Annotated in this window: 13 protein-coding genes and 1 pseudogene; 4 read left to right on the plus strand and 10 right to left on the minus strand. The window is 44.2% G+C overall.

The window, feature by feature from the left end; translation table 11 throughout:
* Positions 1-129: 129 nt before the first annotated feature.
* The 6 genes and pseudogenes from AB4482_RS14595 to AB4482_RS14620 form a co-directional block, all read right to left on the minus strand.
* Positions 130-423, minus strand: coding sequence for an HU family DNA-binding protein (locus tag AB4482_RS14595; protein WP_012604504.1), 294 nt, complete (start codon positions 421-423; stop codon positions 130-132).
* Between the two features lie 169 nt (positions 424-592).
* Positions 593-2,944 (minus strand): endopeptidase La, encoded by a 2,352-nt coding sequence (lon, locus tag AB4482_RS14600; RefSeq protein WP_017060619.1) that lies wholly within the window; start codon positions 2,942-2,944, stop codon positions 593-595.
* 132 nt (positions 2,945-3,076) lie between these two features.
* Entirely contained in the window at positions 3,077-4,357 is a 1,281-nt protein-coding gene (gene clpX / locus AB4482_RS14605; RefSeq protein WP_009847283.1) for an ATP-dependent protease ATP-binding subunit ClpX, read from the minus strand.
* Positions 4,358-4,438: 81 nt separating this feature from the next.
* Positions 4,439-5,065, minus strand: coding sequence for an ATP-dependent Clp endopeptidase proteolytic subunit ClpP (gene clpP / locus AB4482_RS14610; RefSeq protein WP_004736080.1), 627 nt, complete (start codon positions 5,063-5,065; stop codon positions 4,439-4,441).
* A 105-nt stretch (positions 5,066-5,170) separates the two neighbouring features.
* Positions 5,171-6,469: a trigger factor gene (tig, locus tag AB4482_RS14615; RefSeq protein WP_372181127.1), complete on the minus strand. Its 1,299-nt coding sequence runs from the start codon at positions 6,467-6,469 to the stop codon at positions 5,171-5,173.
* A 294-nt stretch (positions 6,470-6,763) separates the two neighbouring features.
* Positions 6,764-6,946 (minus strand): annotated as a pseudogene (locus AB4482_RS14620) (hypothetical protein); the annotation flags it as partial.
* 163 nt (positions 6,947-7,109) lie between these two features.
* On the opposite strand from AB4482_RS14620, the gene AB4482_RS14625 reads away from it, so the two are divergent.
* The 3 genes from AB4482_RS14625 to AB4482_RS14635 all read left to right on the plus strand — a co-directional run bounded on the left by AB4482_RS14625 (position 7,110) and on the right by AB4482_RS14635 (position 10,561).
* A complete protein-coding gene (locus tag AB4482_RS14625; RefSeq protein ID WP_017060622.1) occupies positions 7,110-8,930 on the plus strand; it encodes an ATP-binding protein in 1,821 nt (606 codons plus the stop codon).
* A 29-nt stretch (positions 8,931-8,959) separates the two neighbouring features.
* Entirely contained in the window at positions 8,960-10,309 is a 1,350-nt protein-coding gene (locus AB4482_RS14630; protein ID WP_102393527.1) for a sigma-54 dependent transcriptional regulator, read from the plus strand.
* Positions 10,310-10,387: 78 nt separating this feature from the next.
* Positions 10,388-10,561 (plus strand): hypothetical protein, encoded by a 174-nt coding sequence (locus AB4482_RS14635; RefSeq protein ID WP_017060624.1) that lies wholly within the window; start codon positions 10,388-10,390, stop codon positions 10,559-10,561.
* A gap of 54 nt (positions 10,562-10,615) precedes the next feature.
* Here the strand turns inward: AB4482_RS14635 and AB4482_RS14640 are convergent, their stop codons facing one another.
* From AB4482_RS14640 to AB4482_RS14650, 3 genes are all read right to left on the minus strand, one after another.
* On the minus strand, positions 10,616-11,977 hold the full coding sequence (locus AB4482_RS14640) for a TRAP transporter large permease (protein ID WP_136981877.1): 1,362 nt from the start codon (positions 11,975-11,977) through the stop codon (positions 10,616-10,618).
* A gap of 2 nt (positions 11,978-11,979) precedes the next feature.
* Complete coding sequence (locus tag AB4482_RS14645; RefSeq protein WP_029235189.1) at positions 11,980-12,735, minus strand: TRAP transporter small permease; 756 nt, start codon at positions 12,733-12,735, stop codon at positions 11,980-11,982.
* 64 nt (positions 12,736-12,799) lie between these two features.
* A complete protein-coding gene (locus tag AB4482_RS14650; RefSeq protein WP_016788636.1) occupies positions 12,800-13,795 on the minus strand; it encodes a TRAP transporter substrate-binding protein in 996 nt (331 codons plus the stop codon).
* Positions 13,796-14,141: 346 nt separating this feature from the next.
* On the opposite strand from AB4482_RS14650, the gene AB4482_RS14655 reads away from it, so the two are divergent.
* Positions 14,142-14,549: a thioesterase family protein gene (locus AB4482_RS14655; protein ID WP_004736070.1), complete on the plus strand. Its 408-nt coding sequence runs from the start codon at positions 14,142-14,144 to the stop codon at positions 14,547-14,549.
* Positions 14,550-14,624: 75 nt separating this feature from the next.
* On the opposite strand, the gene AB4482_RS14660 is transcribed toward AB4482_RS14655, so the two are convergent.
* On the minus strand, positions 14,625-15,437 hold the full coding sequence (locus AB4482_RS14660) for a 4'-phosphopantetheinyl transferase superfamily protein (RefSeq protein WP_017060627.1): 813 nt from the start codon (positions 15,435-15,437) through the stop codon (positions 14,625-14,627).
* Between the last annotated feature and the right edge of the window lie 398 nt (positions 15,438-15,835).

The raw sequence follows: 15,835 nt of genomic DNA on the forward strand, positions 1-15,835 counted from the left end.
GATGCGCATAATTTAAATAAGTTCAATGTGCTTTGTACACATACTGTTTAAGAATGAAACATCATTTTTCAAACAGTAAACGCATTTTACAGCCTTCCCCTCGCAAAACCGAGGTTTCAGCCGTAGAAATTAGTTACATGCGTCTTTAAGTGCTTTACCCGCTTTGAAGCCAGGTACTTTAGCTTCTGCGATTTGGATCTCTTCACCAGTTTTTGGGTTACGACCTGTACGAGCAGCACGAGTACGAACACTGAAAGTACCAAAGCCAACAAGTGCAACTTGGTCGCCTGATTGTAGCGTTGTGCCAACTGCTTCGATGAATGCGTCTAGAGCGCGGCCAGCTGAAGCTTTAGAGATGTCTGCGTTTTCTGCGATTGATTCTACTAGTTGTGTTTTATTCACTGTTTTTCCCCTATGTGTCATCTGTGACTACTTCTTGATGACTGTACGTTCCATTTTGGTTTTAATTTAGCCGCAAGCCTTATTGCAAAAGGGCTGCCGCTTTGATCAATAACTTAGCGTCCAAAAAAAACGCTGACAAGCCTTTTCGGGCCTATCAGCGTAATTCTTTACTTATTTTTGCTATGCATCACTATTTTTTCACGTCAAACTCGACCCCAGACGGATCTCGTTCTAGCGCTACTTTGAGTACTTCATCAATCCACTGAACCGGGATCACCTTCAAGTCAGCGATTACGTTGTCTGGAATCTCTTCCAAATCACGCTCATTGTCTTTAGGAATCAGTACAGTTTTGATGCCGCCACGGTGTGCTGCAAGCAGTTTTTCTTTCAAGCCACCGATAGGTAAAACTTCACCACGAAGGGTAATTTCACCTGTCATACCGACCTCTGCTTTAACCGGGTTACCCGTCAAGCTAGAGACAAGTGCAGTACACATTGCGATACCCGCACTCGGGCCATCTTTCGGTGTAGCACCTTCTGGTACGTGAACGTGAATGTCACGTTTTTCGTAGAAATCTGAGTTGATACCCAGTTTTTCAGCACGAGAACGAACCACTGTCATTGCCGCTTGAATCGACTCTTTCATCACGTCGCCAAGTGAGCCAGTTTGCGTTAGCTTACCTTTGCCCGGCATTGCTTCGGTCTCGATAGTCAGTAGATCACCACCCACTTGAGTCCACGCTAGGCCTGTTACTTGACCGATACGGTTGCTTTCATCCGCTTTACCGAAGTCGTGGCGTTGAACACCTAAGTACTCTTTCAGGTTATCAATGTTAACCGTTACAGACTTAAGATCGCTGTCTAGCAAGATGTTCTTCACTGCTTTACGACAGATCTTTGAGATTTCACGCTCTAGGCTACGTACACCCGCTTCACGCGTGTAGTAACGAATGATGCCGATGATTGCAGAGTCTTCAATCTCAATTTCATGAGGCTTAAGACCGTTGCGTTGAACTTGCTTGTCCAGTAAATGGCTCTTAGCAATGTTCAGCTTCTCATCTTCTGTGTAACCAGATAGACGAATCACTTCCATACGGTCCAGTAGAGGCCCAGGAATGTCCATCGAGTTCGATGTTGCCACGAACATAACATCTGACAGATCGTAATCTACTTCTAGGTAGTGATCGTTAAATGCGTTGTTTTGTTCTGGATCTAGAACTTCTAGAAGTGCTGAAGATGGGTCGCCACGCATATCAGAAGACATCTTATCGATCTCATCTAATAGGAACAGTGGGTTCTTAACACCAACTTTAGACATCTTCTGGATCAGTTTACCCGGAAGTGAACCGATGTACGTACGACGGTGACCACGAATCTCAGCTTCATCACGAACGCCACCAAGTGCCATACGCGTGTACTTACGACCCGTTGCCGCAGCAATCGAACGACCTAGCGAGGTTTTACCTACACCAGGAGGACCAACAAGACAAAGGATTGGGCCTTTTAGCTTGTTGATACGGTTTTGTACTGCCAAGTATTCAAGAATACGTTCTTTAACACGCTCTAAGCCGTAGTGGTCTTCGTTTAAGATCTCTTCCGCTTTCGCTAGATTCTTTTTCACTTTTGAACGCTTAGCCCAAGGAACGCCCACCATCCAATCAATGTAGCTACGTACTACTGTTGCTTCAGCAGACATTGGCGACATCATTTTCAGTTTTTGCAGTTCTTGCTCGGTTTTTTCACGAGCTTCTTGAGGCATCTTAGAGTCTTCGATCTTCTTCTTCAGAGTCTCGAATTCATCAGGAGCGTCGTCCATCTCGCCAAGTTCTTTCTGAATCGCTTTCATTTGCTCATTCAGGTAGTACTCACGCTGAGATTTTTCCATTTGCTTCTTAACGCGGCCACGAATGCGTTTTTCAACTTGCAAGATGTCAATTTCTGACTCCATTTGGCCCATCAAGAATTCCAGACGTTCAGTCACATCTAAGATTTCTAGAACGTGCTGCTTGTCTACCAGTTTAAGTGGCATGTGTGCAGCAATCGTATCAGCAAGGCGAGCTGCCTCATCAATACCGTTCAGAGATGTTAGAACTTCTGGTGGAATCTTTTTGTTCAGCTTAATAAAGCCTTCGAATTGATTGATCGCGCTGCGAACAACCACTTCTTGTTCTTTTTCGTCAAGTTCTGAGGTTACAACGTATTCTGCGTCCGCTAAGAAAAACTCACTTTCTTTGAATTGGTGAATTTTTGCACGCTGCTGACCTTCGACAAGCACTTTAACAGTACCATCAGGGAGCTTTAGTAACTGAAGAATGGTAGCGACAGTTCCTACTTTAAATAGGTCGTCAATTGAAGGCTCATCAGTGTCCGCTTCTTTCTGCGCTACAAGTAGTACTTGTTTGTTAGCTTCCATTGCCGATTCAAGGCAAGTAATCGATTTTTCACGACCAACAAACAATGGAATAACCATGTGTGGGTAAACCACTACATCACGTAGAGGTAGCACGGGGATTTCGATACGCTCGGAACGTTCCAAGTTCATATATTTCTCTCTTCCGCTTTAACTTATAAAGCAGTATATGGGGCTTAAACGACTGGATTCAATGGAAGAATAAAAAAAAGGAGGTAATTGCTTACCTCCTTTTTCAATTTGAGTGACTTGTCTAAAAAAGACCTACTCTGCAACAGCTGCTTGGTTATCTGAGTTGCTGTAAATTAATAGTGGTTCTGACTCACCATTAATTACCGACTCATCAATCACAACCTTGCTTACATCAGTTGAAGATGGCAGTTCGTACATAGTTTCTAGTAGAACACCCTCCAAGATAGAACGTAGACCACGAGCACCTGTTTTACGGTTCATTGCTTTCTTAGCAATGGCACGTAAAGCATCTTCACGGAATTCTAACTCTGTATCCTCAAGCTCAAATAATGCTGCGTACTGTTTTGTAAGTGCATTCTTTGGCTCACATAGGATTTGGATTAGCGCTTCTTCATCAAGCTCTGTCAGTGTTGTTGTCACAGGTAGACGACCAATGAATTCTGGAATCAGACCATATTTCACTAGATCTTCAGGTTCTACTTGAGTGAACAATTCACCGATAGTTTTGGTTTCATCTTTTGAACGCACTTCTGCGCCAAAGCCGATACCTGAACCTGTTTCTACACGCTGTTCAATCACTTTATCTAGGCCTGCAAACGCACCACCACAGATAAATAGGATCTTAGACGTGTCCACTTGCAAGAACTCTTGCTGTGGATGCTTACGACCACCTTGAGGTGGAACTGAAGCTACTGTACCTTCAACAAGTTTTAGTAGAGCTTGCTGTACACCTTCACCAGACACGTCACGCGTGATTGATGGGTTTTCAGCTTTACGAGAAATCTTGTCGATTTCATCGATGTAAACAATGCCGCGTTCCGCTTTCGCTACGTCGTAATCACATTTCTGAAGCAACTTCTGGATGATGTTTTCAACATCTTCGCCCACGTAACCCGCTTCGGTTAGTGTTGTTGCGTCTGCCATTGTGAAAGGAACGTCTAGGAAACGAGCCAATGTTTCAGCCAGTAGTGTTTTACCACTACCAGTAGGACCGATAAGAAGAATGTTACTCTTACCTAGCTCTACGCCTTCAGCTGTCGTATCACCATTACGTAAACGCTTGTAGTGGTTATAAACTGCAACTGCTAGCACTTTCTTCGCGTATTCTTGACCGATTACATAGTCGTCAAGATGCTCACGAATCTCACGCGGCGTTGGCAGCGATTCCGATTCTTTCTTAGGAAGAACATCTTTAATTTCTTCACGAATAATGTCGTTACAAAGATCGACACATTCATCACAAATGTAAACAGAAGGACCTGCGATTAACTTGCGAACTTCGTGTTGGCTTTTGCCACAGAAAGAGCAGTAAAGCAGTTTACCGCTACCACCCTCTTTGCTTTTATCTGTCATTCGCTAACCTCTTAGCCTTAACTCTCTATGCTTGAGTGTATATCAATTTGAATCACTTTGCGTTAAACAATTGCCCTGCAATTATTGACCGCGGTGATTAAGAACTGAATCCACCAAGCCGTATTCTACTGCTTGATCAGCAGACATGAAGTTATCACGATCTGTATCGCGCTCAACAACTTCTAGAGGCTGACCTGTGTGCTCTGCCAATAGTTTGTTTAGCTTTTGTTTGATCGTTAGGATCTCTTGCGCGTGAATTTGAATATCAGACGCTTGGCCTTGGAAACCGCCAAGTGGCTGGTGAATCATTACACGTGAGTTTGGAAGCACGTGACGCTTACCAGGAGTACCACCCGCTAGTAAGAATGCACCCATAGAGCAAGCTTGACCCATACATACTGTGCTCACGTTTGGCTTGATGAACTGCATTGTGTCGTAGATAGACATGCCTGCTGTTACGCTACCGCCAGGTGAGTTGATGTAAAGATAGATATCTTTGTCTGGGTTTTCTGATTCCAAGAAAAGCAGTTGAGCCACGACAAGATTTGCCATGTGGTCTTCCACTTGACCTGTTAAGAAAATGATACGTTCTTTTAATAGACGAGAATAAATATCGTAAGAACGTTCACCACGGGAAGTCTGTTCAACCACCATAGGAACTAGTGCGTCCATAATCGATGGCATTGTATTTTTTTCTTGGTAGCTCATATTCTTATGTCCCTAAAATAAATGGCCCGAATGATTAAATCATACGGACCATTGTTAGCAGAATTGTTGACCGTACGTCAACCTTCTACGTCAGATATTACTATATTAAGCAGGTTGCTGATTCATTAGCTCGTTGAAGCTAACTTCTTTATCAGAAACTTGAGCTTTAGCGATGATTGCATCAATAGCTTGCTCTTCTAGAGCAACGTTGCGCATGTTGTTCATCATTTGCTCGTTTTGCTCGTAGTAAGCAATAACTTCTGTTGGATCTTCGTATGCTGTAGCCATCTCTTCGATGATAGCTTTAACTTTCTCGTCGTCAGCTTTTAGCTCTTCAGTCTTGATTACTTCACCAAGTAGAAGACCTACAACTACGCGACGTTTAGCTTGCTCTTCGAACAGCTCACGTGGAAGTTGGTCAGCAGCTTCAGTGTTGCCACCGAAACGTTGAGCAGCTTGTTGACGTAGAACACCGATCTCTTGATCGATTAGAGCAGAAGGTACGTCGATGTTGTTTTCGTTAACTAGACCGTCGATAGCTTGCTCTTTGATGCGGTTCTTAACAGCTTGCTTAAGCTCACGCTCCATGTTCTTACGAACTTCAACTTTAAGACCTTCAACGCCGTCAGTTGCGCCGAACTTAGCAACGAATTCTTCGTTTAGTTCTGGAAGTTCACGAGCTTCAACTTTGTTTACTTTGATTGCAAACTTAGCTGCTTTACCTTTTAGGTTTTCAGCGTGGTAATCTTCTGGGAAGTTTACGTCGATTTCGAATTCCATACCTGCTGTTTTACCAACGATACCGTCTTCAAAACCAGGGATCATGCGACCAGCGCCCATCTCTAGTGGGAAGTTCTCAGCTTTACCGCCTTCGAACTCTTCACCGTCGATAGAACCAACGAAGTCGATAGTTGCACGAGAACCAGCGTCAGCAGCAGCTTCAACTTCAGTCCAAGTTGCTTGTTGCTTACGTAGAGTTTCGATCATCTCTTCAACGTCAGCTTCTTTAACTTCTACTGCTGGTTTCTCAACAGTGATGTTTTCTAGACCTTTCAGCTCAACTTCTGGGTAAACTTCAAAAGTTGCGTTGAATACTAGGTCAGCGCCTTCGTTGTTTTCAACTGGTGCGAAAGTAGGTGCGCCAGCTGGGTTGATTTTCTCTTTAACGATCGCTTCGATGAAGTGACGTTGCATTACTTCGCCCATCACGTCTTGACGTACTGCTTTGCCGTACATTTTAGCAACCATCTTCATTGGCACTTTGCCTTTACGGAAACCATCGAAACGACGGTTTTTCGCGATGTTGCGTAGTTCAGCTGTAACTGCATCTTCGATGTTAGCAGCAGGAACAGTAATATTAAGACGGCGCTCTAGGCCTTCTAGCGTTTCAACAGTAACTTGCATTATATAAACCTCAAAACTGGCTCAGTAATCTGAGCATATGAGCCGTAACTTAGCTTTAATTCAAAAGCAGACGTTGTTGGCTGCATCCTTGTGTAGTGCTCTATCCGAACACCTAATTTAAAATCGAGCATTGATGTCTGAATTGATTATTCAACCAAACACCAGACTAATCAGCGATATCTTCGTTCTTCACACGTCGATTAAAACGCAATAAAGCTTGTTTTCAGAAACAAGAAAGGTATCTCCGATTAGCCTCAGGACAGAAATTTTAGACGCGACATTCTAGCGATCTGTTTAATCTCTGTCGAGCCGTTCACCTCTGCATGATGATGAATGCTCTAAATTCGTCCAACTAAGTGATACAAAAACGATCAAATCATCACTTAGCACAACAGAAATGGGGACAATAGCGACTTTTTCAAGGGAATCGAGGGCTTTTTTTGCTAAAAACCTTAAAAAGAGATCTTGCTCTTGTTTTACCCCTCAGAGTCGATAACTTTTTCAACAATCCCCGTTACAAACCCTTAACCTACATCCATCTGTTCACTCTCTGCTTTCAGCAAAAACTACCGCTATTTGCTACCATAAACGAGAGAAGACAGGCTTGATTGTTTACCAAAGAAATCAGCGGAGAGCCTTCATGTTTCAAGCTTTTAAAATCCCAATACTGTTAATGGTCACATACAGTTTACTGATGGTGTTTGGCGGTCATTGGGTGTGGAGCACGAGCCATGAAAGTTTGTTAAATGATCATCAATCTAAGCTGGACCGCTTTTCTGTTCATATTTCAAGCCAATTGGATAAGTTCGCCCACATTCCCGAGCTGCTTTCAAAAGACAAAGAGCTGGTCGATGCCCTGCACTCTCCAAGTAACTCTGCGCAAATCGAACTCACTAATCGTTATCTAGAGCACGTAAACTCGGTGATTCAAGCATCCGACACCTACCTACTAGACAGTATCGGCACCACCATTGCAGCCAGTAACTGGAATCAACCGCGTTCTTTTATTCGTCGTAACTTTGCTTTCCGCCCCTACTTTCAAGAAGCGATTATTGGCAATGAAAATCAATATTTTGCGCTAGGTTCAACCTCTGGAAAGCGAGGCTATTATTATTCTTACCCCGTCTCCTATGCCGCCGAGATTATTGGCGTCATTGTCGTAAAGATGGATTTATCGCTGATTGAAGCAAGTTGGAAAGGCAAACAGAGTTTTTTTGTTGCTGACGATAAAGATCAAATTGTATTTATGTCGAGTAACCCTGAGTGGCTGTTCAAAAGCCTTCAGCCGCTAAGCGAAGTACAACACACTCGAATTCAAGAAAGCAGGCAGTATCTCGATACAAAAATAGAAAGCCTGCACTTCTCCGGCGATTTAGACAGTGCCACCAGTCGTATTGAGTCGCCACACAAACTCGTCCAAGAGCAGTTCTTTAGTTCTTCGCGTTTCCTAGCCGAACCAAGACTCACCATACGGGTATTTTCTCCAACCCACTTAGTTTGGTGGGACTTGGTTGCTTACCTTGTGGTTTTGAGCCTAATCTTTGCGATTATTTATCTAACAATGCAGCTCAACCACCATAGACAACAAAGACGAGCACAGATAGACAGGCTGCAATCCGAAGCCAAGCAAAAACTCGAATTTCAAGTGCTTGAACGTACATCGGAGTTACATGTTGAGATCAAACACCGTATCGAAACCGAGCATGTTCTGAGGCAAACCCAAGACGAGCTCATCCAAGCCGCCAAACTAGCAGTGCTAGGGCAGATGTCAGCGAGCATCAGTCACGAACTGAATAACCCGCTTGCCGCGATTCGCAGTTATGCCGACAACGGCCGATTGTTTCTTGCCAAAGAAAAAACCGATCGTGTCGATGACAATCTATCGCGAATCTCGGCACTCACTGATCGTATGGCGAAAATCAGCCACCAGCTTCGCTCGTTCGCCAAAAAATCTACTGCGGAAGAGCTACACACCTTACAAATACTCCCAGTTTTACATTCATCGAAAGAGCTGATGAAGCCACAACTCAAGAGCGAGCGAGTTAAGGTCAACGAACTCCCTGAGACCTTTGATGCTTGCGTGCTCGCCAACGCCATTCAACTGGAACAGGTGATCATTAACCTGCTGACCAACGCGATTCAGGCGGTGGAACAACAAGATGACAAACAATTAGCTATTCTGTTAGAGATTAGAGAGTCCGACCATCAACAAGCCAATACCTTGCTAATTCATGTCGATGATAACGGCCCCGGCTTCACCTCCCCTTCTAGCGGAAACTTTTTTGAACCCTTCCATACCACCAAGAAAAACGGACTTGGACTTGGGCTATCGATTTCTCAACAAATAATCAACGGAATAAATGGCAAGCTCGTTACCGGTAGTAGCCCTCAAGGCGGTGCTCGAATCAGCATAGAGTTGCCCCTTGTTGGACATGAACAGCAAACAAAAACTCAGCAATAACCAGAATACAAAGAAGTAAAGGAATCACTATGTGTCACGTCTATTTCATTGATGATGAATCCGATCTAAGAATGGCGATTGAACAGAGCTTCGAGCTCGCCGACATTGATGCCGAATTCTTTCCCGATGCGGAGTCTGCTCTGCTCGCGATTCAAGAAAACGGCTTACCTCACGTGATCATCACTGATATCTGTCTACCAGGTCTATCCGGGCATGATCTGCTCAACACCGTGATGCACAAAGACAAAGAGATCCCCGTGATCATGATTACTGGTCACGGCGATATTTCAATGGCCGTTCAAGCCATCCAATACGGCGCCTATGACTTCATTGAAAAACCTTTCGCTAATGAACGCCTAATCGAAACCACTAAGCGAGCGATAGAAAAACGTCAGCTCACACTAGAGAACCTTGAGTTAAAACGTTCACTCAAAGCCAGCCAAGCGCTCGGCCCTAGAATCATTGGTGATACGCAATCCATGACTGAGCTGCGCTCCATCATCACCCATATTGCCGACACCAATGCCGATATATTATTGTTTGGCGAGACAGGTACAGGTAAAGAGTTAGTAGCACGTTCTCTGCATGAACAAAGCAGCCGTCGAGAGCAAAACTTTGTCGCGGTCAACTGTGGTGCTGTTCCTGAAAACCTGATTGAGAGTGAACTGTATGGCCATGAAAAAGGGGCATTCACGGGCGCAGAAAGCAAGCGAGTGGGTAAATTCGAGTTTGCTCAAGGCGGAACTCTATTCTTAGATGAAGTTGAATCCATGCCGATGCAGGCACAAATTCGCCTATTACGCGTCTTACAAGAACGCGTTATTGAGCGAGTTGGTTCAAACGGTTTAGTGCCACTAGATATTCGAGTGATAGCAGCAACCAAAGTCGACCTAAAGAAAGCCGCTGAAGAAGGCTCTTTCCGCCAAGATCTCTATTATCGACTCAATGTTGTGACCTTAGATTTACCGCCGTTAAGAAGCCGACAAGAAGATATCCCAGCACTCTTCCACCACTTCTTACTGGTCGCTGCGGCGCGTTATGGCAAGACTGCCCCTGCCCTTCCACAAAAGGAGCTGCACGCACTTTTGGCTCATGATTGGCCGGGAAATGTTCGAGAATTACGTAATACTGCAGAGCGTTTTGTACTTTTAGGTAAGCTTTCTCACTTATCAGACAGCGCCACTGAAACTACTCAAGAACTGTCTTTGGCAGAATTGGTATCTGACTTTGAAAAAAACACGTTGAAGCAGGCACTTATTGAATGCAATGGCAGTATAAAAGAGACCATGGAGAGGCTGCAATTACCGAGGAAAACCCTCTACGATAAGATGCAAAAGCACCAGCTAACGAAAGAATCTTATAAGGTAGAACCAAACTAAATTAGATTTGGGAGCAAGATCACCTATACTTATTTCGACAACAGGATGTTATGCAATAAATATAATAAGGAAGTGGTTATGGGTGAGAAAACAAAAGTGCCATCGATTACCGATACTTTCGAGATAGATGGTATTTTTTATGCTGACAATCATGTCGATCTACACACGCCAGAATTAGAGGCAAAACGCGCTTTGTATGAGCAGATAAAGCCTCATTCAAATCGTGGCAGAAATATAGATGAGGAGGTCTAGCGACCTCCTCATTTTTTATGGATTAAATTCCATGTCAGTGAATGACTCAAATAGCTACTTGGTTATGATCTCTGGTCCCATCAAGGTGGTTGGTAACCATGTTGATACCCAAGGTACGTAAGTGACGATAATCAGGAATAAGAACATCACCCCAACCCACGGCAATGCGGCTTTTACCACGTTCATCATCGACATCTTCGCGACACCTGCGGTCACAAACAAATTGAGCCCGACAGGCGGCGTTATCATCCCTATCTCCATGTTCACCACCATCATGATACCTAGGTGAATTGGGTCGATACCGAGCGCAATTGCAATTGGGAATACCAAAGGAGCAACAATGATCAGCAAGCCTGATGGCTCCATGAACTGCCCACCAATCAAGAGTAAAACGTTCACTACAATCAAGAAGGTGATCGGCCCTAAGCCTGCAGATAGCATAGACTCAGTGATCATTTGAGGAATGCGTTCTTCGGTCAGTACATGCTTAAGAATCAGAGCATTGGCAATGATAAACAGCAGCATGATCGTCAGCTTGCCTGCATCGTAAAGCGTGTCTTTGGTGTCTTTATGGAAAAGCGTTTGGAACACCTTGACCAGCGCTGGTTTGGTGTTGTTCTTGTCCGCAAACGGTCCCATATCTTTATAGATAAAGTTGGCAATAAAGAAGGCATACACCGCAGCCACTGCCGCCGCTTCTGTCGGAGTAAAGATGCCGCCGTAGATACCACCTAGAATGATGACAATCAGCAGCAAGCCCCAGCTCGCATCTTTCGCAGCTGCGAACATCTCGCCCCAGCCCACAAATGGCTGTGCCGGAATCTTCTTAATACGTGCTGCGATGTAGATAGCAATCATCAACATCACACCCGCCAGCAAACCAGGAATAACGCCACCTAAGAACATACGACCTACCGATACATCGGTCGCCGCCGCGTATACCACCATCACGATGGACGGTGGAATCAAGATCCCCAACGTACCTGCGTTACAGATAACCCCTGCCGCGAACTCTTTTGAGTAGCCGTTTTTGATCATACCTGCGATAACGATACTACCGATCGCCACTACCGTTGCAGGAGATGAACCAGAAAGGGCTGCGAACATCATACATGCCACAACCGACGCCATCGCCAAGCCGCCGCGGAACCAACCCACCATCGCGATAGCAAAACGGATAATACGTTTCGCCACGCCACCAGTAGACATAAAGCTAGAGGCCAAGATAAAGAAAGGAATCGCTAAGAGTGTGTAGTGGCCTGCAAATGCATTAAACAGCGTTTGTGCGACTGAAGCTAATGACGCATCTGAGTGCATCAATAAGAATATTACGCTCGATAAACCGAGGGAAATTGCAATTGGTACACCGACCAACATGAAAGCAATTACCATTAAAAATAGAAATAACATTGCCATGATTAGTCTTCCTTACCGTTAGATTTTGTACTCGACTCATTCGCTTTGTTCTGCGGAGTCGAATTCAATACCGCTGTTGCATCTTCGTCAGGGCCCGCTAGCACGTCTGCTTTCAACGCATCCAGCTCTTCTTCGGCTTCGTGTCCTGCAATCATGCGGTCAAGCTTGCCTGTGACGACTTGGTAAGCAACTTGAGCAAAACGGAACGTTAGCATTGCCATACCAATCGGCAGCGCCATATAAGGAATAAAACGTGGCAGTTTCTCGTATCGCTCGCCTTCATTCAGCCAGTCAGCAAGAAACTGAAGCATCTCTGGCATTGGAATATCGTCGGTCTCGTACCATGCGCGATCGGTCGCGAATGGGTACCAATAATTCCAAGAACCGATAAGAAGTAAGATTGAAAATGCTAGGCAGCTTGTCACGGCGATTAACGCATACACTTTGCGTAGCTTTTCTGGGGCAAGGTTGATGATCACATCAACACCAATGTGGAAGTGTTTTTTAACGCCATAAGATGCGCCCACTAACACCATCCAAGCAAACATGAACACGGTCAGTTCCAGTGCCCATAAGATGTTGTCATTGAATGCGTATCGAAATACCACGTTGGCAAAAGTAAGTAGCGTCATTGCGCCAAGGAAAAATGCGATTAGTGACTCTTCAATCACATCCGTAACTCTTCCGACTTTGGAAAAAAGAGAGGTTTCCAGTGCTGATTCGCTAGAATTTGGTTGTTCCATTTGAGGCTTTTCCATAATTGACTCCGCTTATAATTGTTTTAATAAGGAGTGACGAATACTCGCCACTCCCTTAGCGGTGTTATTGGTTTGAAGCTAACGCTGCATCGATAAGGTCTGAACCGATGTCTTTTTCAAACTTCTTCCATACTGGTTGAAGTGCAGCTACCCATGCTTCACGCTGTTCAGGCGTAAGTGTACGAACCTCACCACCCGCTTCGATGATGTTGTTTTTGTTCGCTAGGTTAACTTTTGAAGATTCTGCGTTACGCGTCTCAGACACTTCTTGAACGATAGTACCAAGCTGTGTGCGTACATCTTCAGGTAGGTCTTTCCAGAAGTCGTTTGACGTTACAACTAGGTAATCCAAGATACCGTGATTAGTTTCGGTCACGCCGTCTTGTACTTCAAAGAACTTCTTACCGTAGATGTTTGACCATGTGTTCTCTTGACCATCGATAACTTTAGTTTGCAAGCCACCGTACACTTCTTTGAAAGACATCTTCTGTGGGTTAGCGCCTAGTTGTTCAAACTGAGCCACCAATACATCCGATGCTTGAACACGGAATTTCAAACCTTTTGCATCTTCAGGGCTGATAAGAGGTTTGTTCGCCGACATCTGTTTCATGCCATTGTGCCAAAACGCAAGACCTTGCAGGCCACGACGCTTCATCGCGTTCTTCAGCTTTTCACCAGATTCTGAGTTTTGGAAACGGTCAACGGCTTCTACGTCTTCAAATAGGAAAGGAAGGTCAAAAATGCGGTATTTCTTAGTGAACTTCTCAAATTTTGACAGCGATGGCGCCGCCATTTGAACATCACCATTTAACAGGGCTTCCAGTACCTTATTATCATCGTAAAGTGTTGAGTTAGGGAAAACTTGCATACAAGCTTTTCCATTCATTTCTGTGTTTACTCGCTCTTCCAGTAAAGAAGCGGCGATGCCTTTCGGGTGCTTATCGGTATTGGTTACATGACTGAATTTAATCACGATTTCACCAGGGTCACAGTTTGCAGCAGCATTAAAACTTGTGAGCGCCAGAGCAGATACAGACAGCAGGGTAAGAGGCTTAAACATTATTATTCTCCTTAGTAAACAAAGCAGCCCTTCAATGGGAACTGCGTGCTTTCACTAAGGCAATTAGCGCGCCATATTGACACAATTCATTAACAAGCCTTTAACCGCAAGGCTTCATCAGATCTGCCTGCAGTTGTCGCTAACTCGCTACAAAAATTAATGGGTGGAAAATGACACATAGAATATTTGTAAATGGGTGGGAGTTGACCAAAGCATCAGTGATAAATGAGGTCTGACCAAAAGCCCCTTTCACGATGATGCCTTGAAGTAATTTCAACCTATCCTGTAGAGTGCTGCACAACTTAGTCAGATTTACTGATCCACTACTTACCAAGAGTTGCTACCCATGAGTCAGATCTACCATCACCCAGTACAGATTTACTACGAAGATACCGATCACTCAGGTGTGGTTTATCACCCTAACTTTCTTAAATACTTTGAGCGTGCGCGCGAGCATGTGTTGGGCAGCGATAAACTGGCAGAGTTGTGGAATGAACATGGACTAGGCTTTGCAGTCTATAAAGCCAATATGACCTTTCAAGACGGCGTTGAGTTCGCAGAGATCTGCGATATCCGAACCTCTTTTGAGCTCGATGGCAAATACAAAACCTTATGGCGACAAGAGGTATGGCGTAAAGATGCAACCAAACCTGCCGTGATTGGTGATATCGAGATGGTTTGCCTAGATAAAGACAAACAACTTCAGCCTGTACCCGCAGAAGTATTAAAAGCGATGCTTGGCGAAACGAGTTAACCAATATTACGAATGGCTGAGAGCGAGCCGTGCTCAAGATTAGAAGCTAAAGGTTCTAGTGTAACGAACGTAAACTCAGCCAAGTAGCTTCGATTTGGGGAAGCACTTAATCTCTAATTGCATAGGAAGCGTTGCACCACCAAGCGTCACGGCAAATCGAAACTGGTTATCCAGCCTTCCTAAACTGCATTGCCAATCTGTTGAAGTATTGTCATTTTCAGCAGCATCCAACCCTACACCGTTATGGACAATGATTCCTCCATGTAACTCTGGTCGTAAACCCGACGAATGAACTGGCAGCGTTTGTTGAGTTAGATTGGAAAAATCGAACGAAAAACTTTTCAATGATGTGGCCAACCCCTTACCTGTCGCTTTGATGTACGACTCTTTCAGTGCCCACAAATCAAAAAAACGTTCTCTTTGAGATACCTCATCCAGCTCGAGTAAATCGTTAATCTCAAATTCCGAAAAGTAATGCTTCATGATCGCCGCGATGTTGGTCGAGCTTCTTGCATGTTCTATATCCACCCCAAGCTGTAGTGGTTGCCCTTTCGTTCGGCAGACAGCAATCAGTAAATGATCTTGACTGTGGCTAATATTGAAATTCAGTCCGGTTTTGTGTTGCTGCTCTGCAATCAAGCTTGGTTTGCCTTTTTCACCATACTCAAATCGCCACTCTTCAGCCGTCAAATCAGAGTAGATCGACAGAACCTCTCGTAAGTAGTTACGAACATAGAGCGCTTGGATCTGAGATGAAGGCATTCGATAACGCTCAACCTTAGCGACTTCATCGTCGGTCAGTTTCTGTTTAAGGCACGACACATGATCAGTACCTTCATCCAAATTGCTTAGAGAACAAAGCCACAAATCAACGACTGGTGTTTCCATCTTTTGAGCACTCACTTCTTAAAAATCACTATTCATAAAGCCATCAATAAAACATCAAAACGAACAAATTTAACTCACCTATGTTTTGAGAGAAACATAGAGAATTTGGGCAGGAAACACCCTTCATATGCGGACTTAAAACTAATTTTTCAAATAATAACAAATTAAAACACAGATCACACTTAGCCTTACAGAACAGTCATCTATTAAATGTTACTTACAAAAATCTGACATAGATCTCACCAAGTCAAAAAATAGAGCATAAACACTAAAAAACTACTCATATCCATTAATTATCAATAAGTTAATTGCATTAAAAATACAAAAAACAAAAGTTCAGTAAAATCATCTGGTCTGAACAGATCATAGTGGCCTCTGGGAGCATTGTATCGGCCACT

The sequence above is a fragment of the Vibrio sp. 10N.222.55.C7 genome, assembly GCF_041473335.1.
Lineage (GTDB): Bacteria > Pseudomonadota > Gammaproteobacteria > Enterobacterales > Vibrionaceae > Vibrio > Vibrio crassostreae_C.